Source organism: Roseicyclus sp. (assembly GCF_018402035.1).
Lineage (GTDB): Bacteria > Pseudomonadota > Alphaproteobacteria > Rhodobacterales > Rhodobacteraceae > Roseicyclus.
On record NZ_JAGYJN010000001.1, the window covers coordinates 549621 to 571875 of the forward strand.

A 22255-nucleotide genomic window follows, 5' to 3' on the forward strand; every position below is an offset into this window, starting at 1 on the left:
TATGGCAACCGAGATTTTGATGCCCGCCCTCTCCCCCACGATGGAAGAAGGCACGCTGGCCAAATGGCTGGTGAAAGAAGGCGATACCGTGAAAGCGGGCGATATCATCGCCGAGATCGAAACCGACAAGGCGACGATGGAATTCGAAGCTGTCGATGAGGGTGTGATCGGCAAGATCCTGATCGCCGAAGGCACCGAAGGGGTGAAGGTCAACACCGCCATCGCCATCATCGGCGAGGCGGGCGAGGCGATGACAGCACCCGCTGCCCAAGCCGCCGAGGCGCCGCAGGCCGCCGAGAAGGTGCCCGCCGCTGTTGCGGCCGCACCTGCCGCGCCGGTGGTTGATCGCAGCCCCGATTGGCCCGCTGGCACGCCGATGAAAACCCAGACCGTGCGCGAAGCCTTGCGCGACGCCATGGCCGAGGAGATGCGCGCCGACCCCACCGTCTTTGTGATGGGTGAAGAGGTCGCGGAATACCAAGGCGCCTACAAGGTGACGCAAGGTCTGCTTGATGAGTTCGGGGCCAAGCGCGTCATCGACACGCCGATCACCGAACATGGCTTTGCCGGTATCGGCGTTGGCGCGGCATTCGGCGGGCTGAAGCCCATCGTCGAGTTCATGACCTTCAACTTCTCGATGCAGGCGATTGACCATGTGATCAATTCGGCCGCCAAGACGCTCTACATGTCGGGCGGCCAAATGGGCGCGCCGATGGTGTTTCGCGGCCCCAACGGGGCTGCTGCTCGCGTGGCCGCCCAACACAGCCAAGATTTCGCGGCATGGTATGCCCATATTCCGGGCCTGAAAGTGGTACAGCCCTACTCGGCGGCGGATGCCAAGGGCTTGCTCAAAACCGCGATCCGTGACCCGAACCCGGTCATCTTCCTTGAAAACGAGATCCTTTATGGCCGTTCCTTCGAGGTGCCCGATATTGCCGATTTCACCATCCCCTTCGGCAAGGCCCGCATCTGGCGTGAAGGCAGCGATGTCACCCTGATCAGCTGGGGCATCGGCATGACCTATACGCTTGAGGCGGCAGAGATCCTCGCCAAGGAAGGGATTAGCGCCGAGGTGATCGACCTGCGCACGCTGCGCCCGCTTGATTACGATACGGTGCTGGCCTCGGTGATGAAAACCAACCGCTGCGTGACCATCGAAGAGGGCTTTCCCGTCGCCTCTATCGGCAATCACTTGGGCGCATGGATCATGCAAAACGCCTTTGATTATCTCGATGCGCCGGTGATCAACTGCACGGGCAAGGATGTGCCGATGCCCTATGCAGCCAATCTTGAAAAGCTGGCACTCGTCACCACCGCCGAGGTGGTCGAAGCCGCACGCAAAGTCACCTATCGCTAAGGAGCGCGGATATGCCTACGGAAATCCTGATGCCCGCGCTCTCCCCCACGATGGAGGAGGGCACGCTGGCCAAATGGCTGGTGAAAGAGGGCGATAGCGTCAAATCCGGCGACATCATCGCCGAGATCGAGACCGACAAGGCGACGATGGAATTCGAAGCCGTCGATGAAGGTGTGATCGGTAAGCTTTTGGTCGCCGAAGGGACCGAAGGGGTAAAGGTCAACGCCCCCATAGCTGTGCTTTTGGCCGATGGCGAAACGGCCGGCGATATGGCCAGCGCAGCCCCCAAAGCGAAAGCTGCCCCTGCCCCGGTTGCCGCCGCCCCGGCACCGGTTGCCGCTGCTGCACCTGCCGCTTCTGCACCGAAAGCCGCCGATGGCGCACGGCTCTTTGCCACGCCCTTGGCGCGGCGCATCGCGGCCGAGAAAGGGCTCGATCTAGCCGGGATCAAAGGCTCTGGCCCGCATGGCCGGATCGTCAAGGCCGATGTCGCGGGGGCCACGGCCAGCGCCGCACCGCAAGCCGCCGCCACGACAGCGCAAGCCCCGGCCCCTGCCGCCAAGGCCGCATCCATGCCGACCGGCCCCGATGCCGCGCAAGTCATCCGCATGTATGAGGGCCGCACCTTTGAAGAGGTCAAGCTTGACGGTATGCGCAAGACGGTCGCCGCCCGACTGACCGAGGCCAAGCAGACGATCCCGCATTTCTACCTGCGCCGGGATATCCGGCTTGACGCGCTGATGTCTTTCCGTGGGCAACTCAACAAGCAGCTCGAGGCCCGTGGCGTAAAGCTGTCGGTCAACGACTTCATCATCAAGGCCTGCGCATTGGCACTGCAACAGGTGCCTGCCGCCAATGCCGTTTGGGCGGGCGACCGGATCTTGCGCCTGAAACCTTCGGATGTGGCCGTGGCCGTCGCCATCGATGGCGGGTTGTTCACGCCGGTTCTGAAAGATGCCGATCAAAAAAGCCTCTCGGCGCTGTCGTCCGAAATGAAGGATCTGGCTAAGCGCGCGCGCGACCGCAAACTGGCCCCGCATGAATATGTCGGCGGCACATTCGCGATCAGCAATCTGGGCATGTATGGGATCGATAATTTCGACGCGGTCATCAATCCGCCCCATGGCGCGATCTTGGCCGTGGGTGCGGGCGTCAAGAAACCCGTGGTGGGTGCCGATGGCGGGCTGAGCGTCGCGACCGTCATGTCGGTCACGCTTTCGGTCGATCACCGCGTGATCGACGGCGCACTTGGGGCAGAGCTGTTGCAAGCAATTGTTGACAATCTCGAGAATCCCATGGCTATGCTTGCATAAGCAAGTAATAGCGGTGCCGGGGAGGAGCGGCACCGCGAAAGCACGGGGCCGCGATCTGCGTATCGGCGGCCCCGTCGCCTGTCTGGGACAACCCGCCTTGCAAGATCTTCTATCAGAACTGCCTTAAGGCTGCAGCGCCTTCCACGTGCCGGGGGACAAGCCCTCGAGCGTGTGATCGCCCACCGACCAACGGATCAGCCGCAGAACCGGCAGGCCCACATGGGCGCACATGCGCCGCACTTGGCGATTGCGCCCCTCGGTAATGGTCAGTTGCAGCCAAGCCTCGGGCACATTCAGCCGAAACCGCACGGGTGGATCGCGCGGCCATAGCCAATCGGGGGCCGTGACCTCCGCGACCTTTGCAGGTCTTGTCGGCCCGTCCTTCAAGGTCACACCCTGACGGAGTGCGGCAAGCGCTTCGGGCGTTGGGGTGCCTTCGACCAGCACGAAGTATGTCTTGGGCGTGGCCGATCTCGGATCGGTTAGCCGTGCCTGCAAGATGCCATCATTGGTCAAGAGCAACAGCCCCTCGCTATCGCGGTCAAGCCGGCCCGCAGGGTAAAGCCCCGGCATGTCCAGATAGCGCTTCAGCCCCGGCCAATGCCCGTCATCGGTGAACTGGCTTAAGACATCCATCGGTTTGTTGAAACCGATCAGCCGCGTCTCGCTGCGCGGAAGCGCGGGTTTGGCGCGCGGGCGCGGGCGGCTCATGCTTGGCCGGCCTTCCATGTCGCAAGCCAACGTTTCGGGGCCATGTCTTCCCATGTGCGACGCAGCCGCGCCTCGGCCCAGCCCCGATCGATCCGGCCCGCTGCGACCAAGATCAGGGCATGATTGGCGTAATGGTCATGGTGCAAGAAGGCGGTGGGGTCGGCGGCTTGCAAGATCTCGCGCTCGGGGATGGCGCATTTGAACACTGCCGCATCAACATAGGGCGACCACCAACACCACATCTTGCCATGCGCTTTCAGGTTGGGATTGCCCCAGCTGACCGCGTCTTCGACCTGCGGCAGGTCCAGCGACAGGGCAAGCGCGCGCAACTCGGGCCATGTCGCGATACCGGCCATCAATGCGCCACCGCCCAGTTCGGCCCCTGCCCTGCATCGACGATGATCGGCACATCAAGATGCACGGCGGGCAAGGCCGCCCCCTCCATCACGTCGCGCGCGCGGGTGATGAGGGTGTCGACAGCAGCCTCATCCACCTCGAAGAGCAATTCGTCATGGACCTGCAACAGCATGCGCGCGGGCAGATCGCGGGTGGCATCCTCCATGCGGATCATCGCGCGGCGGATGATATCGGCGGCCGTGCCTTGAATGGGCGCGTTGATCGCGGCGCGCGCGGCAAAGCCCGCACCCGGCCCCTTGGCGTTGATCTCGGGCGTATGGATCTTGCGGCCGAACAGGGTTTGCACATAACCATTTGATTTCGCGAAGGCTTTGGTCGCGTCCATATAGGCGCGGATGCCGGGGAAACGCTCGAAATAGCGGTCGATAAAACCCTGCGCCTCGGCGCGCGGGATGCGCAGGTTGCGCGCCAGGCCAAAGCCCGAGATGCCGTAGATCACGCCGAAGTTGATCGCCTTGGCCTGACGGCGCACATCGGGCGTCATCTGGTCCAGCGGCACGCCGAACATCTCGGAGGCGGTGGCGGCGTGAATATCCTGCCCCTCGCGAAAGGCCTGTTTCAGCGCATCGATCCCTGCGATATGCGCCAAGATGCGCAATTCGATCTGGGAATAGTCCAAGGATACCAGAACCTTGCCCGTGTCAGCCACGAAGGCTTCGCGGATGCGGCGGCCATCTTCGGTGCGGACGGGGATATTTTGCAGGTTCGGATCGGTCGAGGCCAAACGCCCGGTATTGGCACCCGCGATGACGTAGGAGGTATGCACCCGCCCCGTGTCGCGGTTGATGTGTTCTTGCAAGGCGTCGGTATAGGTGGATTTCAGCTTTTGGATCTGGCGATAGTCCAGCACGCGGGCGGCAAAATCATGGGTGGCGGCGAGGTCTTCCAACACCTCGGCGGGTGTCGACCATTGGCCGGTCTTGGTCTTTTCGCCGCCCGCAAGCCCCATCTCTTCGAAGAGGATCTGGCCCACCTGCGCGGGGGATTGCACGTTGAAGGGGTGGCCCGCGAGGTCAAACAATTCCGCCTCAAGCCCGGCCATTTTCTGGGCAAAAGCGTTGGACATACGGCTGAGCACATCGCGGTCAACTTTGATACCCGTCATCTCCATCCGCGCGAGAACCGGCACCAGCGGGCGCTCCATCGTCTCGTAGACCGTGGTGACTTGGGCGCGGTGCAGTTGCGGCTTGAAGGTCTGCCACAGCCGCCATGTCACATCGGCATCCTCGGCGGCATAGGGGGCGGCTTGATCAAGCGGCACCCGGTCGAATGTGATCTGCGATTTGCCCGCGCCGATCAATTCCTTGATCGGGATCGGCGTGTGGCCAAGGTAGCGTTCCGATAGCGCATCCATCCCATGGCCGTGCAGCCCGGCGTTCAGCGCGTAGGACATCAGCATCGTGTCATCGATGGGCGCGACTGCGATCCCGTAACGGGCAAGGATCTTCACATCATATTTGGCGTTTTGCAGGATTTTCAGAACCGATGCATCCTCGAGCATCGGTTTGAGCAGGGCCAGCGCCGCATCAAGGCCCATCTGCCCCTCGGCCAGCGCGGTCGAGCCAAAAAGCCCCTCGCCGCCCTCGGCGCGGTGGGCCAGCGGGATATAGCAGGCCTCATTCGGGCCGGTAGCGAGCGAAATGCCGACCAGATCGGCGGTCATCTCATCAAGGCCGGTGGTTTCGGTGTCGATGGCGATGGCACCCGTGGCATGGGCCCGCGCGATCCATTGGGCCAGCGCAGCGGCATCGCCGACGATCTGATAGGTGCTGCGGTCGATGGGCGGCATGGCGGGGGCCGCGTCATGCGCCGGATCGGCCCCGCGCGGGTCGGTATCGATGATGGCGGGTGCGGCCACGCCGAAGCCATCTGCGATGCGCTTGGTCAGGGTGCGAAACTCCATCTTGGCAAGGAATTCGAGCAAGACCGCCGCCTCGGGTTCGCGCACTTCCAGATCGTCGAGGGTGACATCGATGGGTGTCTGGTCATCCAAGGTCACAAGCAGCTTGGACAGGCGGATCTGGTCGGCGAAATCGATCAAGGTCTGGCGGCGCTTGGGCTGTGGCACTTCATCTGCCCGTTCAAGAAGCGCCTCCAAACTCCCGAATTCATTTATAAGAAGTGCGGCGGTCTTGATCCCGATACCGGGCGCGCCGGGGATATTGTCGACACTGTCACCGGCCAAGGCCTGCACATCGACCACACGGTCGGGGCGGACGCCAAACTTGGCCTCGACCCCCTCGCTGTCGATGCGCAGATTCTTCATCGCGTCAAACATCTCCACCCCGCCGCCGACAAGCTGCATCAGATCCTTGTCAGAGGAAATGATCGTGCAGCGCCCCCCCGCCTCGCGGGCTTGGCGGGCAAGGGTGGCGATGATGTCGTCGGCCTCGTAATTCTCCAGCTCAAGACAGGCGATGTTGAAGGCGCGCGTGGCCTCCCGCGTCAGCGGGATCTGGGGGCGCAAATCCTCGGGCATGGCCTCGCGGTTGGCCTTGTAGAGGTCGTACATATCGTTGCGAAACGTATGGCTGCCCTTGTCGAACACCACGGCGGCATGGGTGGGCGCATCCGGGCCGGTATTGGCCTCGATCATGCGGTGGATCATGTTGCAAAAACCCGAGACCGCCCCGATGGGCAGCCCGTCGGATTTCCGCGTCAGCGGCGGCAGCGCATGATAGGCGCGGAAGATAAAGGCCGAGCCATCGACGAGATGCAGGTGATGTCCCTTGCCGAATCCCATAGGTGCCACTCCCCCGTTACGATGTGATGGGGCGTGTTTAGCGCGCGGGCGCGGCAGGCGCGACCCCGGTTTTCCCGATCAATCGGTCGATTTCAGGGTTTCGGCGACATCGGCATGGATGAATTTCTTGTCGCAATAGCCGCATTCGACCCAGCCGCGCTCGGGCGGGATCGACAGCCAGACCCGTGGATGGCCCAAGGCCCCCTCGCCGCCGTCACAGGCGACACGGGTGGTGGTGACGATCTCGGTCTCGGGCGGGGCGATGGGCATGGTCGGTGTCCTCGGCTGCGATCTACCTGTGCGATATGGCAGCAAGATCGCGCACGGGCAAGACCATCGCCCTGTCCCGTCACGCGCGTGTCAGGCCGGTTGCAGCATGCGCCCCAAGGGGCGGCCCGACAGAATATGCACATGGTAATGCGGCACCTCTTGGGCGGCGACGTCACCGGCATTGGAGATGGTGCGATAGCCCTGCCCGCCCTCGCCCGGCTGAAGCGCAAGCTTTGCGCAGATCTGGGCGATGGTGCGGTTGAAATCGACGATCTCGGCATCGGTGGCGGCAAGGCCGAAATGATCGGCGCAGACATAAGGCCCCTTGGGGATCACCAGCACATGCACGGGCGCTTGCGGGTAGATATCGGCAAAGGCCAGCGTGTGGTCAGTTTCCATCACGGTGTTGTTGGGAATTTCCCCGCGCAAGATGCGCGCAAAGATGTTCTGCGGGTCATAGGAATAGGCCATCTCGCTCCCCTGTCAGTCTGCGAACAGATATGGGGTTTCAGCCAGCTCTTGCGCGGTGTCTAGATCAATATTGAAAAACTCGGCCAAAACTTGGGCGTTTTCGGCTGGGCGGCGGTCTTGGCGCATGCGCCAATGGCGCGGAAACTCGGCGTCGCGGATGCGCACGGATTCATCGTCGAACTCATGGCGCAGCGTCGGTAACATGCGCCCGATCACATCGCTTGAGGTCTCGGCGGTGGCAAGCCCCACACGCATCGCATGCCCAACCAGATATTGGTCGTCAAAGACGCATTGCAGTTCGAGAATGCGCGCATTGGCCCGGTCGGTCATGAAATCTTGCATCAAGTCGACATTGGCCGGGTCCAGACAGATCACCAGCTGGTCGGTGCGGTAATAATCAAACAACATCCGCATCAGGGCGCGGCGGTGGCGATTGCGCTTTTCCAAGGTCCGTTCGATCCCGCCCAGATGCGGCACGGCACAGGTCGCCTCATCAAAGAGATACTCCATCCCCCGTAGCTCAAGCCGATGCGCGCTGGCATGCAGCAAACGCTTGGCCACATGCCATTTTTTGCACACGATCATGTAAAGATCGCGGTCCACGCCCAGCGTGCTTTCACGCTCCCAAAATCGGGTGCCATAGCGTTTGCCGATCCTGCCCCGCCCGGTCAGGAAAGCGTGAAGCTTTTCCCCCTCTTGGCTGGTCGCGAAATCGACACGGTCCGATTGCCATAGCGCGCCCAGCTGATCCTTGAGCAGCGCCGCCTCGGGGCTGATTTTGCGCGCAAAAAGATAGTCTTGGCTGATCAAGAGGTTGTATTGATCATTATAAAAGGTCACCGGCATGCCATAGTCGCTGAACAGTTTGAAGGTCAGCGTGCGGCTTTCAATCTCGCGCTCTGGCACAAGATGGCGGGCGAGTGTTTGAAAAAACGTCTCGTCCGGGATCCATGTGGTTGCGAAAAAGCGCACCACATCGGGGCGCTCGCGGCAAAACGCGAGCATCCGCTCAATCGTGCGTCGGCGCAGGCACCACCACTGGCTACCGATCTGCACCTCGATATCGGCGGGGATGCGGCGGGTCAGCTTGAACCGCTTTTGGAAGTTGTAGCTGCGATAAAAAAGCTGTTTTTGCGTGCGCTCGTTGAACCAATGGCGATAGATCAGGCGTTCTTCCTTGAGGCCCGTCTTGATCCAATCCGAGGTGAAGAAATTGAACGCCTCGATATAGTCGCGGTCGGTCGCATCGAGAAAGCGATGCGCATAGGCGGCGGATTTGACCGGCAAGCAATCGCCCGAAAGCATGTAGAAATGCGTGGCGGCGGGGAATGCAGCTTCGGCCGCTTCAACCGCGTTGAGCGTGGCGCGTACCAAGCTCCAACCGCCCCAGCCGCATTTGACCCGCTTCTTGGCAAAAACCACCCCGGGATTGTCGGCAAGCGCCTGTGTGATGGCGGCATAATCGGCGGGTTTTGCGCGGGCATCGAAATGGATGGCCACAAAATCACCTGTCGCGGTCAGCCGCTCGGCCTGTTTGATGATGGCGGGCGCATCTTTGTGACACAGCAAGATGAACGCGATTTTTGCCATGCCACAAACAACTCACCAGAAAATGTCCCTATTGGTTTCATAGCAGCAACGAACGGAAGTTGAAGAGATAGATCTTTTTACGCAATATAGGCCCACCCGCCCCGATGCTGGGGCGCAACAGAACAGAATCACGAGGGGCAGCACATGGGTTTCCCAGGAACCTGGATGACACAAAGCGAAAGCGTGATTTACCGGGTGGTCCCCAAATGCGCCTGTTCGACCATCGGCCAGATCATGTTCTATTCCGATCATGCGGAATATTTCGACGGTGACATCCATGATGCCACTTACGGCCTGCACAAATGGTCGATCGAGGCGAGCCAACCCGTGATCGAGGCGGCTGTGAAGGGGCAAAAATCTTTTACCTTCACCTGCGTGCGCAACCCCTATACCCGCGTCCTTTCGAGCTTTTTCGACAAGATCTGCGGCATTCAGCGCAACGGCAAACGCTATCGCGGCAACCTTGTGCCGCTGTTGATCCAGAAATACGGGATCGAGGTCGGTGGCGATGACGGCAAGGGCGAGTTCGACCAGATCGCCTCGTTCCGACGGTTCCTCCTGTTCGTGCGCGACACGATCCGCTGGCTTCGCCCGATGGAGCCTGACATCCATTGGTCGGCCATGTCGGGCCATGTCTCGACGCTGATTGCCAATGGTGGGCGCTACAACCAGATCTTTTGGACTGAAAAGTTCAACGAGGGCATGCAAAGCGTGCTCGACGGGATCGAGACACGCCACCCCGTCGATCTTTCACAGGTGCCGCGCTTCAACGAAAGCGAGGGGCATGGCCCCAAGCGGCTGCACCCGGTTGAGGATTACTTTGACGATCTCTCCATGCACCTCATGCGCGAGATTTATCACCGCGATTTCGCGCTGTTTCGCTATGATTTCGACAATCCCGCCAACAAGATGCCCACAGGCGAGATCGATCTGGACGAGGTGCATGCCAAGCTGGGTGATTAAGCGGACAAGGCGCTAGGCAAGCCCCGCCTCGGCAAAGACTTCGGACAGGGGGCGCTGGGGGCGCGGGCCGATATGGCGGATCACCTCGGCGGCGGCGGCAACACCCATGCGGCCCGCAGTTTCAAGGTCGCGGCCCATGGCCATGCCCGCCAAAAAGCCAGCGGCGAATTGATCGCCTGCGCCGGTTGCATCGACCGGGGTGATGCGGGTCACTGGCACCTCGACCCGCTCGGCCCCGCGCAGAATCTTCACCGGCTCGCCCGAATGGGTGCAAACGACCAGATCGCAGATCGCGGCCGCGCGGCCCAGCGCATCATCCAAATCGTCGGTCTGGTAAAGCGCCAGCCATTCCTCGTGGTTGCCGATGACGTAATCCATCTGGCCTTCGATCAGCGCCAGAAAATCGGCCCGGTGACGGTCGACGCAGAAGGGATCGGACAGCGTGATCCCCACCTTGCCGCCGCCTGCCCGGCAGTGATCGGCGGCGGCGTGAAAGGCTGATTTCCCCTCGGGCTTGTCGTAAAGATACCCCTCAAGAAATAGCCAGCGTGCGGCGGCGGCAACGGCTGCATCCACATCGCCCGCGTTGAAATCGGCCCCGGCACCCAGATAGGTATTCATCGAGCGTTCCCCATCGGGCGAGACAAAGATCATCGAGCGCGAGGTGGGCGCCTGCGCATCGCGCGCGGGTGGATTGGGAAAATCGGTGCCCTGCGCTGCCATGCCATCGGCATAAAAGCGGCCCAGCGCGTCATCCTTGACCTTGCCCAGAAAAGCGGTGCTTAGCCCCAGCGTGCCCGCACCCGCGATGGTATTGGCAACCGATCCGCCCGGCGTCTGCACCCGGTCTGACATCGCGGCGTAAAGCAGCTCGGCCCGCTCGCGGTCGATCAACTGCATGATGCCTTTCTCGATCCCCATATTGTCGAGGAAACTGTCATCGCCGTGGCTAATCACATCGACGATGGCATTGCCGATCCCGACAAGATCATAGGTTTTGGTCATAGGGTCTTTTCCTCGTATTGGCACAGGTCGCGGATGATACAATCGCCGCATCGGGGTTTGCGCGCGAGACAAATGTAGCGGCCATGCAAGATCATCCAGTGATGGGCGTGAAGCTGAAACTCAGCAGGCACATGGTCTTCGATGGCGCGCTCGACGGCATCGACATCTTTTCCCGGCGCAATCCCCGCGCGATTGCCCAGCCGGAAGATATGGGTATCGACGGCCTGCGCGGGGAAATGCCACCACATGTTCAGCACAACATTCGCGGTCTTGCGCCCCACACCGGGCAGCGATTGCAACGCGGCGCGGCTTGATGGCACCACGCCGCCATATTCCTCGACCAAGATACGGCTCATCTTGATTACATTCTTGGCCTTGTTGCGGAAAAGGCCGATGGTCTTGATATGTTGGATCAGCCCCTCTTCGCCCAAGGCGAGCATTTTCTCGGGGGTATCGGCGATCTGGAACAGATCCTTGGTGGCGCGGTTGACGCCCACATCGGTGGCCTGCGCGCTGAGCGCCACGGCCACGACCAGCGTGTAGGCGTTGGTGTGATGCAATTCGCCCTTGGGTTCCGGCGCGGCGGCTTGGAACCGCGCGAAGATCTCGCGCATGGTGGCATAGGGAAGCTGTTTGGCCATGCCGCCCTTTTGCCGATTGCGCGCGGTTGCGGCAAGCGCGATTTGGCGCAAGTTTCGGGTCGCGCGCGCAAGCTATGGCGCGCTATTGTCGCGTCATGGAACAAGATCACAGCTATCACTACAACGTCATCCGCCGGGCCATCGATGTGATCGATGCGGCCCCTGCCCCCCTCAGCCTTGAGGCGCTGGCGCAGGCCATGCAGATGAGCCCCGCACATTTCCAACGCCTTTTTTCCTCTTGGGTCGGGATCAGCCCCAAGCGCTATCAACAATATCTTGCGCTGGGGCATGCCAAACAGCTTTTGGCCGCGCGTTTCACCACGCTTGAAACCGCGCAAGAGGTGGGGCTGACCGGCACCGGGCGGCTGCATGATCTCTTCGTGACATGGGAGGCGATGGCACCGGGCGATTATGCGCGTGGCGGTGCCGGGCTGGTGATCCGACATGGCTGGTGCGACAGCCCCTTTGGCCCAATGCTCGCCATGGCGACCGAGCGCGGCCTTTGCGGTTTGGGATTTGCCGCTGAAACCGGGGCCGCCGCGACTTTGGCCGATCTCGTCGCACGTTGGCCTGATGCCACCCATCTTGCCGATGATGACGCGGTCGCACCCTTGGCGCAGGCAATTTTTGCAGGTCAGGCCAAGGCGCGGCTGCACCTGATCGGCGCACCCTTCCAGATCAAGGTATGGGAGGCGCTTTTGCGCATCCCCACGGGGCATGTCACCACCTATAGCGAGATTGCCGGAGCGGTCGGCAATCCGCGTGCCGTGCGCGCGGTCGGCACGGCGGTGGGGCGCAACCCGATTAGCTGGTTGATCCCCTGCCACCGCGCGCTCAGAAAATCGGGTGAATTGGGCGGTTATCATTGGGGTCTGCCGGTCAAGCGTGCCATGCTGGCATGGGAAGCGGCCAAGACCGAAGAACCCCGCCGCGCCGCGCGCTAGGCCATGGGCGGGTTTTCGCCATTTTCCGCATTTACAGCTATTTGTTGGACGCCAGCCTGATATACTTGTTCCAATGCGCGCCGGACAAAAACCGGGCCATGAGCAGTATGGAAGGGTAAGTTTATGAAAATGAATGCAAAGCTCACGATCCTTGCCACCGCCTCGGTGCTTGGTCTATCGGGCTGTGTCAGCAACACCCCCGCGCCGATGGGCGAGCGGACCCAAGCCGGTGCGATCATCGGCGGCATGGTCGGCGGGTTCTTGGGCGGCACGACCAATGACAGCAACCCCGGGCTTGGGGCCGTGGTGGGTGCTGCCGCCGGTGCCGTTGCGGGTGGCGCGATCGGTGCCGCACTTGACCGACAGGCACAAGATCTGCGCGGCTCGCTGGCCAATGACGATATCGTCATCCAAAACACCGGGGAGGAATTGATCGTCACCATGCCTGACGGCATCTTGTTCGATGTCGATAGCGCCGCGATCCGGGCCAGCCTGCAATCCGATATCCGGACGCTCGCACGCAATCTGCAAGCCTATCCCAACACCACAGTTGATGTGATCGGCCATACCGACAACACAGGCTCGGCCGGTTACAACCAAGATCTGTCGTCGCGCCGCGCGCAAGCGGTGGCAGGCGTGCTGTTGGAACAAGGCGTCTCGCCCTCCCGTGTGCGCGCCTATGGCCGTGGCGAGGATGCGCCGGTGGCCAGCAACCTGACGCCCGAGGGGCGGCAACTTAACCGCCGGGTCGAGGTGATCATCCGCCCGACTACCTAAGCCTGCACGCAATCGGCTGGACACCCCCCTTGCGCTGGTCATATTCTTTGACCAATCGCGAGGGGGGGCCATGCCATTTCAACGTATCGAGGCTGAAAAGCTTTCGCATTCGGTGGTCAAGCAGATCGAGCAGTTGATCTTGCGCGGCATCTTGCGGCCCGGCGAGCGTTTGCCGTCAGAGCGTGAATTAAGCGAACGCTTTGGCGTATCGCGGCCAAGCTTGCGCGATGCGGTGGCCGAATTGCAGGCGCGCGGGCTTTTGGCCACGCGCGCAGGTGCGGGCATCTATGTGGCCGATGTACTGGGTTCGGCCTTTTCGCCCGCGCTGATCCGGCTGATTTCCAGCCATGAAGAGGCGGTGTTCGACTACATCGCCTTTCGTCGCGATCTGGAATCCATCGCCGCCGAACGCGCCGCGACCCACGGCTCTGATATCGACCTACAGGTCATCGATGCGATTTTTCAAAAGATGGAAGCCGCCCACCGCAAGCGCAACCCCGCCGATGAGGCCGAGCTTGACGCCGAGTTCCACCTCGCAATTCTTGAGGCGAGCCATAATGTGATCTTGCTGCATATGATGCGCTCGATCTTCGATTTGCTCAAACAGGGCGTGTTTTTCAACCGCCAGATGATGTTCAAAAGCCGCACGACGCGCGATTTGCTGCTCAACCATCACCGCGCGATCAATGCAGCGCTCCAAGCGCGCGACCCCGACGCCGCGCGCGCCGCCATCGTCGAACATCTCAGCTATGTGGAAAGCCGGATGGGCGAATTGCGCCGTGCGGAAAAGAACGAGGAAGTCGCGCGGCTGCGCTATGCGCACGAAAAAGAGCGCGGCTAAAGTTCCAAGGCCATGTGGCGGTTGACATCCTTGTAGAGCAGGTAGCGAAACCGCCCCGGCCCGCCTGCGTAACAGGCTTGCGGGCAAAAGGCGCGCAGCCACATGAAATCGCCTGCCTCCACCTCGACCCAGTCGCGGTTCAGGCGATAGACGGCCTTGCCCTCGAGCACGAAAAGCCCGTGTTCCATCACATGCGTCTCGGCAAAGGGGATGCAGGCGCCGGGCTCAAAGGTGACGATGTTCACATGCATATCATGGCGTAGGTCGGTGGGTTCGACAAAACGCGTGGTGGCCCAGCGGCCATCCGTGCCGGGCATCGGCGTGGGCGCAACTGCCGCGTCCGAGGTAAAGAACGCCTCGGGCTGGGCGATGCCCGCTACGGGAACGTAGCGCTTGCGCACCCAATGCAGCGTTGCGGGCGCATCGCCGTGATTGGCGATGGTCCAACCGCACCCCGGCGGCAGATAGGCATAGCCGCCCAACCCCAGCTCATGTGCAACCCCGTCCAGATGCACCGTCACGGTGCCGCCAACGACGAATAGCACCCCTTGCGCGCCTGCGTCGGGTTCGGGTTGGTCCGCGCCGCCACCCGGCGCGATCTCGACGATCAGCTGCGCAAATGTCTCGGCAAAGCCCGTCATGGGGCGCGCCAAAACCCAAGCCCGCGTGCCATGCCAATGCGGCAGAAAGCTTGTCACGATATCGCGCATCACGCCCTTGGGGATGACGGCATAGGCTTCGGTAAAGACCGCGCGGTCGGTCATGATCTGCGTTTGCGGCGGATGGCCAGCAAGCGGGGTGGCATAGCTTGGGCGGGAATTGGGCGGCGTTGTCATGGTATTTGGTCCATTGATCGACACAAGCGCGTGCTAAGGCCCGCCAATGCTTGCCCAAGCGAGGCGGCGATGAAAAGACCAAATCGCCGCCTTTGGGCTTAGGTCGCCTCGCCGCCGTTGACCGCGATCATCTGGCCCGTGACAAAGCGCGCCTCGGGCGAGCATAGGAATGCCACGACAGCCGCCACATCATCCGGTTGGCCCATAACACCCGCAGGAATGGATTTGACCCGCGCGGGATCATCTTGCGTCAACGCCTCACTGCGAATCTGACCGGGCGAGACGATATTGGCCGTGACCCCATGCATCGCAAATTCTTGCGACAGCGCCTTGGTCAGACCCCAGACACCATGTTTTGCCGCCGAGATCGGCGCGCCCTCGAAATAGCCACGCATCGCTTTCATGCCGGCAAAATTGACGATCCGGCCCCATTTTTGGGCCACCATATGCGGCAGCACGGCGCGGCTTAGCCGAAAGGCCGCCGTCAGCGCGGTATCAACCACCCCGTCCCAATCGGCATCGGTGGTCTCCAAAAAGGGTTTGTGCGGGCGGATCGCGGCATTGTTCACAAGGATATCGATACCGCCAAAGCGCGCATGTGCGGCGTCGATCATGCGCGCGACATCATCGGGCTTGGCCACATCGCCCATCGCGACCAAGGCTTGCGCACCCGCAGTTGTGACAGCGGCGGCGGTTTTTTCGCATCCCGCCTGATCGCGCGCGCCATTGACCACGATGTTGCAGCCAAGCCCTGCCAATTGCAGCGCGATGGCGCGGCCAATATTCTTGCCTGACCCAGAAACAAAGGCGGTTTTTCCCAAAAGTGGCCGATCCGTCATTGTGCCAATATCCCCGTTCTTCATGCGTTTTTCGCTATGCGGCATGGCAAACTGCCAGCACGGCGTATTCTTTGCACCCGCTTTGCCCCTGAGATCGGGGTAGCGGGGCTTTGTCCGGCAATCAACAGAATATTGTTGACAATCTGCAAGACAAAGCTTGAACTGACCGCATGGAACTCGATCAAGACACCCGCAATCATGTTGCTTTACGGCGCCAGCGTCCGCTGGTGCTGGAGGTGCGCGATGAGCTTGAGCGGATGATTCTGCACGGCGAAATCGCGGCTGGTGAACGGATCAACGAATATGCGCTGGCCGAACAGCTTGGCGTTAGCCGCGCCCCCGTCCGCGAGGCGGCCCGCTCGCTTGAACGCGAAGGGCTGGTGACGACTGTCGCCAATGAAGGCGTCTATGTTCGCAAGCTGTCGATATCCGATGCCTTGCAGCTTTACGACCTCCGGGCGCTTTTGGCAGGCCATCTCTGCGCCGTTGTCGCCCAAAGAGGCACGGCCACGATCAAGGCCGCGCTGCAGGCCGATGTCGATCTGATGAACGAAATGATCGCACGAAACGACGAGCCAAGCTATTTCGAGCATAATCTAATGTTTCACGACCGGATCGCGGATGCAGCCGCCGACGAGGCGGGGCGCGCACGCGATCTTTACGTGGCCATGGGCAAAGAGGTGCGCCTGATGCGGCGGCGCGCGCTGCATGGTTTGCCGTCGCTCACCCATTCCAACGCCGAACATGGCGATATCGTCGCGGCCATCTTGGCGGGCGATGTCGAAGGGGCGCGCAAAACCGGCGCGCACCATCATGAAAACGGCAAGAAACGATTGCTGGACAGGATTTGACAAAGGGACACGCGGCTGTCTGTCCAGCCATTCGCACGGGCAATGTTCCAAGGAGGGGACGCCCGCACAATACGAACCGAAACCAAGGGAGACTGAGATGACACTTCACACCAATCAGATCGCGGGCCACATCAAGGCCGGCGTGCTGGGTTTGGCACTGGCAGCGCCGCTGGCGTTGGCGGGTGCGGCCCAAGCACAGACCTACCCCGATCCGGCGCAAACGCTGGACTGGACCATCGCCTTTGGTCCCGGCGGCGGCAACGACATCATGGCGCGCACCATCGTCGAAATCCTCAACACCTATGACTTTTATCCCGGCAATATCACCCTTGAGAACCGCGCTGGCGGTTCGGGTGCCGTTGGTTGGGGTCATCTGTTCGGTCAGGCGGGTTCGGGCTACGGCATCTCGACCACCTCGGGCAGCTTCGTGACCACCCCCTTGCAGGCTGATCTGCCCTGGGCGCCCACGGATTTCACCCCCGTGGCCCTTCTGGCAACCGATGACCTTGTGCTGGTTGTCTCCGGCACGTCGGACATTCAAGACATCGACCAATTCATCGAATTCGCCAAGGCCAATCCGGTCAATATCGGTGGCACCGGCACGGTGAACGTGGACTTCATCGTTCCTGCCCTTTTAGCGCAATCGGCTGGCTTTGAGTTTGAATATATCTCGTTCAACTCGATGGCCGATCAGACCACCGCGCTTTTGTCGGGCGCGATTGATGCGATGGCTGGCAACCCCGGCGAAATCCTCGGCCTGATCGCTTCGGGCGATCTGCGTCCCTTGGCCTATTCGGGTAATTCCACACCCGATGCCTTGGCTGGTGTGCCAACGATGGCGGAAGCAGGACATCCGATTGGCGTGTCGATGCCGCGCGGCCTGATCTTGCCGCCCGATGCACCGGCAGAGGCACAAACTTTCTGGATCGAAACCATGAAGAAAGTGGTCGAGACCCCGGAATGGGCCGCCTATATCGAGAACAACACGCTCACGCCGACCTTCTTGTTCGGTGAGGATTTCCGGAGCTTCTTGGGCGAAACCCAAAGTGGCTTTGAGGAAGTTCTGCGCTCGGTCGGCGCGATCCAGTAATCAAGACCCGCATTACGGGCCGGGCGCACCCTTGCGCCCGGCCCAATTTACTTGATCATCGGGGTGGACATGCGCATCGTTTTCCTACTCGCTCTGCTGAGCGGGGCCATATTTTACAGCTACATCGCCTTTTTCGACCTAACCTTTCTGACCCGCACGGGCCGGATTGGGCCGGGCTTTTTTCCCCGCCTTGTCGGGGGCGGCATGATCGTCATGACGCTTTGGGCGATTGTGGATGCGCTGCGCGACCGCCGCGCCATGGCAGCGGGCGGCGCACCGGGCGCTGATGACGCCCCCTCTGGGCTTTGGCGCGATGTCATTGTGCTGTTGCTGCTGGTCTTGGGCTATGGCGTGTTGTTGCGCCTGTTTGGCGGCTACATCTCGACCGTGGTCTATCTTGGGCTTGCGCTGTTTATCTTCAACCCGCAGCGGCACCTGCAAAACACAGCTGTCGCGATCATCTTTCCAAGCGCGGTCTATCTGGCATTTGATCGCTTACTGAACGCGAACATGCCCCCCGCCCTTTTCAATTTGCCGTTCTAAACGCGAAGGCCGTAACGCCGACCGTCTGAGGGAGCCAAGAATGGACATTTTTTCTGATCTCGTGCTGGGGCTATCAGTTGCCATCACGCCCATGAACATGCTGTATCTGTTGATCGGCGCGGTTGTGGGGATGATTGTCGGCGTGATCCCCGGCTTTGGCCCTTCGGCGGGTCTGGCGATCTTGTTGCCGCTGACCTTTGGCATGGACCCGGTGGGCGCCATTATGATGCTGGCCGCGATCTATTACGGGTCGATGTATGGCGGCACGATCACCTCCATCTTGCTCAACACACCGGGCGAAAGCGCCACGGTTGCATCGACCTTCGATGGCTATCCCTTGGCAAAGAAAGGCCGCGCTGGCCCGGCCTTGGTGATGCAGGCTGTCGCCTCCTTTGTGGGGGGGACGGTGGGTGTTTTGATGATCACCGTTCTGGCGCCGATGTTCAGCCAAGTCTCGCGCAGCTTTGGACCGCCAGAGTATTTCTTGCTGGCCATGATGGGGTTGATGACCTTGATCGTGATGATCGGCTCGAACTGGAAACTGGGCGTGATCTCGGCGTTGATCGGTCTGGCGCTTGGCACGGTCGGCGTCGATCTGGAGACCGGACAGGGCCGCTATACCTTTGGCTCGGCCGAGTTGATTGGCGGGATCTATTTCATCCCCATCGCGATTGGCCTGTTTGGTCTGGGTGAGCTGTTTTACGCTTTTTACACCGGCATGCACCGCGCGGGCGAAGGCACCTTGGTCGACTATCGCAAGGAAACGCGCTTTTGGCCCACGGCGCATGATTTCCTCTCGACCCGCTGGACGATGGTGCGCGGTTCGATCCTTGGCTTTGTCGTGGGTGTGATCCCCGGCGCGGGTGCGACCATCGCCTCGCTCATGGCCTACTCGGCCGAACGCTCGCTGTCGAAAACGCCCGAGAACTTCGGCAAGGGCGAAATGGCAGGGCTTGTGGCCCCTGAAACGGCCAACAACGCCGCCTCGTCGGGTGCGATGGTGCCGCTATTGACGCTTGGCATTCCCGGTTCTGCCTCGACGGCGGTTTTGCTTGCAGCCTTCATGCTGTGGGGATTGCGGCCCGGCCCGCTGTTCATGGAGCAAAACACCGAGTTGGCTTGGGGGCTGATCGCCTCGATGTATCTGGGCAACATCATTCTTTTGGCGATCAACATCTTTGCCATCCCGCTTTTCGTGCTGATCGTGAAAGTGCCTTATCGCCTGCTCGGCCCTTGCATCGTGGTCATCTGTGCGCTCGGCACCTTTACCGTGAACGCCAGCTTTATCGAGGTTTGGCTGATGTTGGCGGCATCCATCGTGGGCTTTTTCATGCGGATGTATGGGTTTTCGCCCGCCGCCTTGGTGCTGGCGCTGGTGTTGGGGCCGTTGGCCGAGCAAGCGCTGCGCCAAACCATGACCATCTCGCGCGGGTCGTTCGATATCTTCTTCGAGCGGACCGCCTCGCTCTCGATCATTGCGCTGACCATTGCGCTCTTGGTGCTTTTGCCACTGATGGGCCGCTATGGAGGGCGCGCAAAAACAAGCAGCAAGGCCAAAGGCTAGGCCATGCCGCGTCTGGATGAGATGGAGGCGCGGGCGCTCGTTGCCCGCGCCTTTCTTTTGGCCGGTGTCAGCGCGCCGGATTTAGCCGAGGATGCGGCGCATGCGCTGGTCTTGACCGAGATGATGGGTATCACCTCGCACGGGATGGGCCGGGTGGCTGCTTATGTCGGGCGCTTGGCGGCGGGTGGGATGAACGCAGGCGCGCAGATCAAGATCAGCGCCCCTGCCCCTGCGTTAAGGCTGATCGATGCCGATGCGGGCTTGGGCGCAGGCGTGGCCATGTCAGCGCTGCGCATCACGATGCAGGCCGCGCGCGAGACAGGTCTTGCCGGTAGCTTCATCCGCCGCGCCACCCATCTGGGCGCGCTCGCCCCGCTGTTATGGCTGGCCGCGGAGCAGGGTTTTGCCGCGATCATCACCACGAATACCGCGCCGATGATGGCACCGCCCGGTGGGCGTGCGGCGCGCGTGGGCAATGCACCCTTGGGTCTGGCCATTCCCGATGTGAACGGCGGCCATGTGATCTTGGATATGGCGCTGTCGGTGGCCGCGCGCTCGCGCGTGCGCGATGCTGCCATGCGCGACCACCCCATCCCCGAGACTTGGGCCACAGATGCCCAAGGCCAGCCCACCACCGATGCCAAGGCCGCGATGGGCGGGTTGATGCAAGCCATCGGCGGACCCAAGGGCGCGGCCCTTGCCGTCAGCCTCGATCTTTTGGCCGCAGGTCTTGCCGGGGCTGCGATGTTATCGGAAATTCCCGATACCCATCTCGACCCCGCCGCCCAGCCGGGTTTGGGGCAGATGATTTTGCTGATCGATGCGGGCCGGTTAGTTGGCCCACAAGATCTGAGCGCGCGGATCAAGGAGGCGGCCGCGATCCATGCAGCGACGCCGCCCTTGCAAGACGGCCCTGCCCCGCGCCTGCCCGGCACGCGCGCGATTGCAGCGCTGCACAAGGCAAGGGCGGAAGGGATCGACGTTTCCCCCAGCTTGCTGGACGAATTGAAGTATTTAGCGCGATAACGCGACCTGTTGAAATCAACCGCAAGGGCCAAACCTGAGGGCGGGAAAACCCGGGTTTTCCCACGCGAAAAACCCGGGTTTTTCGCCCTCCCACGCACTGCCGGTCAAAGGCGATATGGCGGCTTTTGCGGTGCGCACTATGCCCGGATCACCCGATGCCGACGCCATGAACGGGTGCATCGGGGATCATCCCCGATAACCCCTTGACCTTACCCCGGCATTTTCCACGTGGCCGTCGCATGTGCGGCCAGCTTGCCATCCGCGTCATAAAGATGGCTTTCCATGAAGGATATGGCGCGCCCACGCTTGGTAAAGCGCCCCTCGCAGGTGACAAGCCCGCCCGCGACCGGGCGCATGAACTGCACCTTCATCTCGATCGTGGCACCGGGGCCTGCGACCTTGGCCACCAAATGGCCCATGGAAATATCCATGGCCGAGGCCATGACACCGCCATGCAGCACACCTTGGGGGTTTTTGAGCATGTCCGTCACTGCGAAGGTCACGCGGCAGACATCTTTATCCAGATCGCCAGCCGCTTCAGGCAGATAGGTGAAAGACAGGCCAAGAAAGCGCGCATAAAAGAACCGCTCAAAGGCCTGTTCATGATCGTCGAGCGCGTGATCGAGGCGCTTGCGCGCCTCAACCACATCAATACGAGCGGCTCCCGATGCCATGCTCACGCGCCGATGAAGTTCGGCTTGCGCTTTTCCATGAAGGCGCGGCGGCCCTCGATGTAATCTTGGCTGTCGAAACAGGCCTTCACGCGCGCCTCGCAGCCCGCCAGATCGCGCGCGCTTTCGGGGGCGACGGTTTGGCCGACGATGAACTTCACCGACCCCACCGTCATCGGCGCGTTCTCCGCGATCATGCGCGCGGTCTCTTCAGCCACTTGGGCGACCTGATCATCGGGCACGACCCGGTTGACCAGACCCATCACGCGGGCCTCTTCGGCGTCGAAACGGCGGGCGGTATAGAAAATCTCTTTGGCGAATGACGGGCCGACCACATCGACCAAACGCTTGATGCCGTAATAACCATATCCCAGACCCAGCTTGGCCGCAGGCACCGCGAAATTGGCCCCCGCGCCGCAGATGCGCAGATCACAGCACAGCGCCAAGGCCATGCCGCCGCCAATGCAGAACCCGTCAATCTGGGCGATAGTGGGCTTGGGGAAAGCCTCGACCATGTCATAGACGCGCTTGGTGGTGGCGTTGTAATGGGCCACTGCCTCTTCGCTGGCGCGTTCGCTCTCGAATTTCGAGATGTCGGCACCCGAGACAAAGGCTTTGCCGCCTGCACCCGACAAGATCAGGATGCGTACGCTTGCATCGGCCTGAAAGCGGGTCACGGCAGCCTCGACCGCCTCCCACATCTCGAGCGAGACGGCGTTGCGCTTTTCGGGCTGGTTGAAAATGATGCGGGCGATATCGCCATGCTGCTCGGTCAGGATCTTGTCGGTCATA

At 61.5% G+C, this 22255-nt stretch carries 23 protein-coding genes; 11 read left to right on the forward strand and 12 right to left on the reverse strand.

Translation table 11 applies throughout. The features are described from left to right. Position 1 precedes the first annotated feature (1 nt). Both KG698_RS02605 and KG698_RS02610 read left to right on the forward strand, forming a co-directional pair. Positions 2–1357, forward strand: a complete 1356-nt coding sequence (locus tag KG698_RS02605) for a pyruvate dehydrogenase complex E1 component subunit beta (protein ID WP_213683983.1) — start codon at positions 2–4, stop codon at positions 1355–1357. Between the two features lie 11 nt (positions 1358–1368). Further along, positions 1369–2670: a pyruvate dehydrogenase complex dihydrolipoamide acetyltransferase gene (locus KG698_RS02610; RefSeq protein ID WP_213683984.1), complete on the forward strand. Its 1302-nt coding sequence runs from the start codon at positions 1369–1371 to the stop codon at positions 2668–2670. 123 nt (positions 2671–2793) lie between these two features. Here KG698_RS02610 and KG698_RS02615 read toward each other — a convergent pair whose 3' ends face one another. The 6 genes from KG698_RS02615 to KG698_RS02640 all read right to left on the reverse strand — a co-directional run bounded on the left by KG698_RS02615 (position 2794) and on the right by KG698_RS02640 (position 8872). Next, complete coding sequence (locus KG698_RS02615; protein ID WP_213683985.1) at positions 2794–3381, reverse strand: pseudouridine synthase; 588 nt, start codon at positions 3379–3381, stop codon at positions 2794–2796. Continuing rightward, positions 3378–3737: an MmcQ/YjbR family DNA-binding protein gene (locus tag KG698_RS02620; RefSeq protein ID WP_213683986.1), complete on the reverse strand. Its 360-nt coding sequence runs from the start codon at positions 3735–3737 to the stop codon at positions 3378–3380. The genes KG698_RS02615 and KG698_RS02620 overlap by 4 nt, the downstream gene beginning before the upstream one ends. After that, positions 3737–6541 carry a DNA polymerase I gene (gene polA, locus KG698_RS02625; RefSeq protein ID WP_213683987.1) on the reverse strand — a complete coding sequence of 935 codons (2805 nt, stop codon included), beginning with the start codon at positions 6539–6541 and terminating at the stop codon, positions 3737–3739. The genes KG698_RS02620 and polA overlap by 1 nt, the downstream gene beginning before the upstream one ends. Before the next feature lie 78 nt (positions 6542–6619). After that, positions 6620–6811, reverse strand: coding sequence for a zinc-finger domain-containing protein (locus tag KG698_RS02630; RefSeq protein WP_213683988.1), 192 nt, complete (start codon positions 6809–6811; stop codon positions 6620–6622). Between the two features lie 90 nt (positions 6812–6901). Then, the gene (locus tag KG698_RS02635; protein WP_213683989.1) at positions 6902–7282 is read right to left on the reverse strand and encodes an HIT domain-containing protein; all 381 of its coding nucleotides are present in this window, start codon (positions 7280–7282) and stop codon (positions 6902–6904) included. Between the two features lie 12 nt (positions 7283–7294). After that, positions 7295–8872, reverse strand: coding sequence for a DUF5928 domain-containing protein (locus KG698_RS02640; RefSeq protein ID WP_213683990.1), 1578 nt, complete (start codon positions 8870–8872; stop codon positions 7295–7297). A gap of 144 nt (positions 8873–9016) precedes the next feature. Here KG698_RS02640 and KG698_RS02645 point away from each other — a divergent pair, with 144 nt between their 5' ends. Then, positions 9017–9835: a sulfotransferase family protein gene (locus KG698_RS02645; protein WP_213683991.1), complete on the forward strand. Its 819-nt coding sequence runs from the start codon at positions 9017–9019 to the stop codon at positions 9833–9835. A 12-nt stretch (positions 9836–9847) separates the two neighbouring features. On the opposite strand, the gene KG698_RS02650 is transcribed toward KG698_RS02645, so the two are convergent. Together KG698_RS02650 and nth are read right to left on the reverse strand one after the other, a co-directional pair. After that, positions 9848–10840: an adenosine kinase gene (locus KG698_RS02650; RefSeq protein ID WP_213683992.1), complete on the reverse strand. Its 993-nt coding sequence runs from the start codon at positions 10838–10840 to the stop codon at positions 9848–9850. Then, a complete protein-coding gene (gene nth, locus KG698_RS02655; RefSeq protein ID WP_213683993.1) occupies positions 10837–11481 on the reverse strand; it encodes an endonuclease III in 645 nt (214 codons plus the stop codon). The genes KG698_RS02650 and nth overlap by 4 nt, the downstream gene beginning before the upstream one ends. 74 nt (positions 11482–11555) lie before the next feature. Between nth and KG698_RS02660 the strand changes: the two genes are divergently transcribed. The 3 genes from KG698_RS02660 (at position 11556) to KG698_RS02670 (ending at position 14043) form a co-directional block, all read left to right on the forward strand. Next, positions 11556–12425: a bifunctional helix-turn-helix domain-containing protein/methylated-DNA--[protein]-cysteine S-methyltransferase gene (locus KG698_RS02660; protein ID WP_300982824.1), complete on the forward strand. Its 870-nt coding sequence runs from the start codon at positions 11556–11558 to the stop codon at positions 12423–12425. 123 nt (positions 12426–12548) lie between these two features. Continuing rightward, the gene (locus KG698_RS02665; protein WP_213683994.1) at positions 12549–13202 is read left to right on the forward strand and encodes an OmpA family protein; all 654 of its coding nucleotides are present in this window, start codon (positions 12549–12551) and stop codon (positions 13200–13202) included. 70 nt (positions 13203–13272) lie between these two features. Continuing rightward, positions 13273–14043 carry an FCD domain-containing protein gene (locus tag KG698_RS02670; protein ID WP_213683995.1) on the forward strand — a complete coding sequence of 257 codons (771 nt, stop codon included), beginning with the start codon at positions 13273–13275 and terminating at the stop codon, positions 14041–14043. Here KG698_RS02670 and KG698_RS02675 read toward each other — a convergent pair. Continuing rightward, entirely contained in the window at positions 14040–14879 is an 840-nt protein-coding gene (locus KG698_RS02675; RefSeq protein WP_213683996.1) for a bifunctional allantoicase/(S)-ureidoglycine aminohydrolase, read from the reverse strand. The two genes, KG698_RS02670 and KG698_RS02675, sit on opposite strands and share 4 nt — an antisense overlap. A gap of 98 nt (positions 14880–14977) precedes the next feature. Further along, on the reverse strand, positions 14978–15718 hold the full coding sequence (locus KG698_RS02680) for an SDR family oxidoreductase (RefSeq protein WP_300982826.1): 741 nt from the start codon (positions 15716–15718) through the stop codon (positions 14978–14980). Between the two features lie 170 nt (positions 15719–15888). Between KG698_RS02680 and KG698_RS02685 the strand changes: the two genes are divergently transcribed. The 5 genes from KG698_RS02685 (at position 15889) to KG698_RS02705 (ending at position 20792) form a co-directional block, all read left to right on the forward strand. After that, a complete protein-coding gene (locus KG698_RS02685) occupies positions 15889–16569 on the forward strand; it encodes a GntR family transcriptional regulator (protein WP_213683998.1) in 681 nt (226 codons plus the stop codon). Between the two features lie 97 nt (positions 16570–16666). Then, a complete protein-coding gene (locus KG698_RS02690; RefSeq protein ID WP_213683999.1) occupies positions 16667–17659 on the forward strand; it encodes a tripartite tricarboxylate transporter substrate binding protein in 993 nt (330 codons plus the stop codon). Between the two features lie 69 nt (positions 17660–17728). Further along, the gene (locus KG698_RS02695; protein ID WP_213684000.1) at positions 17729–18202 is read left to right on the forward strand and encodes a tripartite tricarboxylate transporter TctB family protein; all 474 of its coding nucleotides are present in this window, start codon (positions 17729–17731) and stop codon (positions 18200–18202) included. Positions 18203–18242: 40 nt separating this feature from the next. After that, the gene (locus KG698_RS02700) at positions 18243–19766 is read left to right on the forward strand and encodes a tripartite tricarboxylate transporter permease (RefSeq protein ID WP_213684001.1); all 1524 of its coding nucleotides are present in this window, start codon (positions 18243–18245) and stop codon (positions 19764–19766) included. Positions 19767–19769: 3 nt separating this feature from the next. Next, complete coding sequence (locus KG698_RS02705) at positions 19770–20792, forward strand: Ldh family oxidoreductase (RefSeq protein WP_213684002.1); 1023 nt, start codon at positions 19770–19772, stop codon at positions 20790–20792. Between the two features lie 209 nt (positions 20793–21001). Here the strand turns inward: KG698_RS02705 and KG698_RS02710 are convergent, their stop codons facing one another. After that, positions 21002–21466 (reverse strand): PaaI family thioesterase, encoded by a 465-nt coding sequence (locus KG698_RS02710; RefSeq protein ID WP_213684003.1) that lies wholly within the window; start codon positions 21464–21466, stop codon positions 21002–21004. A 2-nt stretch (positions 21467–21468) separates the two neighbouring features. Continuing rightward, positions 21469–22254, reverse strand: coding sequence for an enoyl-CoA hydratase (locus KG698_RS02715; RefSeq protein ID WP_213684004.1), 786 nt, complete (start codon positions 22252–22254; stop codon positions 21469–21471). Between the last annotated feature and the right edge of the window lies 1 nt (position 22255).

Bases quoted from the DNA above. Each gene is read 5' to 3' on its own strand.
- KG698_RS02670 (WP_213683995.1), top strand. From the start codon at position 13,273: ATGCCATTTCAACGTATCGAGGCTGAAAAGCTTTCGCATTCGGTGGTC.
- KG698_RS02640 (WP_213683990.1), bottom strand. From the start codon at position 8,872: ATGGCAAAAATCGCGTTCATCTTGCTGTGTCACAAAGATGCGCCCGCC.
- KG698_RS02705 (WP_213684002.1), top strand. From the start codon at position 19,770: ATGCCGCGTCTGGATGAGATGGAGGCGCGGGCGCTCGTTGCCCGCGCC.
- KG698_RS02610 (WP_213683984.1), top strand. From the start codon at position 1,369: ATGCCTACGGAAATCCTGATGCCCGCGCTCTCCCCCACGATGGAGGAG.
- KG698_RS02680 (WP_300982826.1), bottom strand. From the start codon at position 15,718: ATGACGGATCGGCCACTTTTGGGAAAAACCGCCTTTGTTTCTGGGTCA.
- KG698_RS02690 (WP_213683999.1), top strand. From the start codon at position 16,667: ATGACACTTCACACCAATCAGATCGCGGGCCACATCAAGGCCGGCGTG.
- polA (WP_213683987.1), bottom strand. From the start codon at position 6,541: ATGGGATTCGGCAAGGGACATCACCTGCATCTCGTCGATGGCTCGGCC.
- KG698_RS02710 (WP_213684003.1), bottom strand. From the start codon at position 21,466: ATGGCATCGGGAGCCGCTCGTATTGATGTGGTTGAGGCGCGCAAGCGC.
- KG698_RS02660 (WP_300982824.1), top strand. From the start codon at position 11,556: ATGGCGCGCTATTGTCGCGTCATGGAACAAGATCACAGCTATCACTAC.
- nth (WP_213683993.1), bottom strand. From the start codon at position 11,481: ATGGCCAAACAGCTTCCCTATGCCACCATGCGCGAGATCTTCGCGCGG.
- KG698_RS02620 (WP_213683986.1), bottom strand. From the start codon at position 3,737: ATGGCCGGTATCGCGACATGGCCCGAGTTGCGCGCGCTTGCCCTGTCG.
- KG698_RS02605 (WP_213683983.1), top strand. From the start codon at position 2: ATGGCAACCGAGATTTTGATGCCCGCCCTCTCCCCCACGATGGAAGAA.
- KG698_RS02615 (WP_213683985.1), bottom strand. From the start codon at position 3,381: ATGAGCCGCCCGCGCCCGCGCGCCAAACCCGCGCTTCCGCGCAGCGAG.
- KG698_RS02635 (WP_213683989.1), bottom strand. From the start codon at position 7,282: ATGGCCTATTCCTATGACCCGCAGAACATCTTTGCGCGCATCTTGCGC.
- KG698_RS02685 (WP_213683998.1), top strand. From the start codon at position 15,889: ATGGAACTCGATCAAGACACCCGCAATCATGTTGCTTTACGGCGCCAG.
- KG698_RS02700 (WP_213684001.1), top strand. From the start codon at position 18,243: ATGGACATTTTTTCTGATCTCGTGCTGGGGCTATCAGTTGCCATCACG.
- KG698_RS02675 (WP_213683996.1), bottom strand. From the start codon at position 14,879: ATGACAACGCCGCCCAATTCCCGCCCAAGCTATGCCACCCCGCTTGCT.
- KG698_RS02630 (WP_213683988.1), bottom strand. From the start codon at position 6,811: ATGCCCATCGCCCCGCCCGAGACCGAGATCGTCACCACCACCCGTGTC.
- KG698_RS02665 (WP_213683994.1), top strand. From the start codon at position 12,549: ATGAAAATGAATGCAAAGCTCACGATCCTTGCCACCGCCTCGGTGCTT.
- KG698_RS02645 (WP_213683991.1), top strand. From the start codon at position 9,017: ATGGGTTTCCCAGGAACCTGGATGACACAAAGCGAAAGCGTGATTTAC.
- KG698_RS02715 (WP_213684004.1), bottom strand. From the start codon at position 22,254: ATGACCGACAAGATCCTGACCGAGCAGCATGGCGATATCGCCCGCATC.
- KG698_RS02650 (WP_213683992.1), bottom strand. From the start codon at position 10,840: ATGACCAAAACCTATGATCTTGTCGGGATCGGCAATGCCATCGTCGAT.
- KG698_RS02695 (WP_213684000.1), top strand. From the start codon at position 17,729: ATGCGCATCGTTTTCCTACTCGCTCTGCTGAGCGGGGCCATATTTTAC.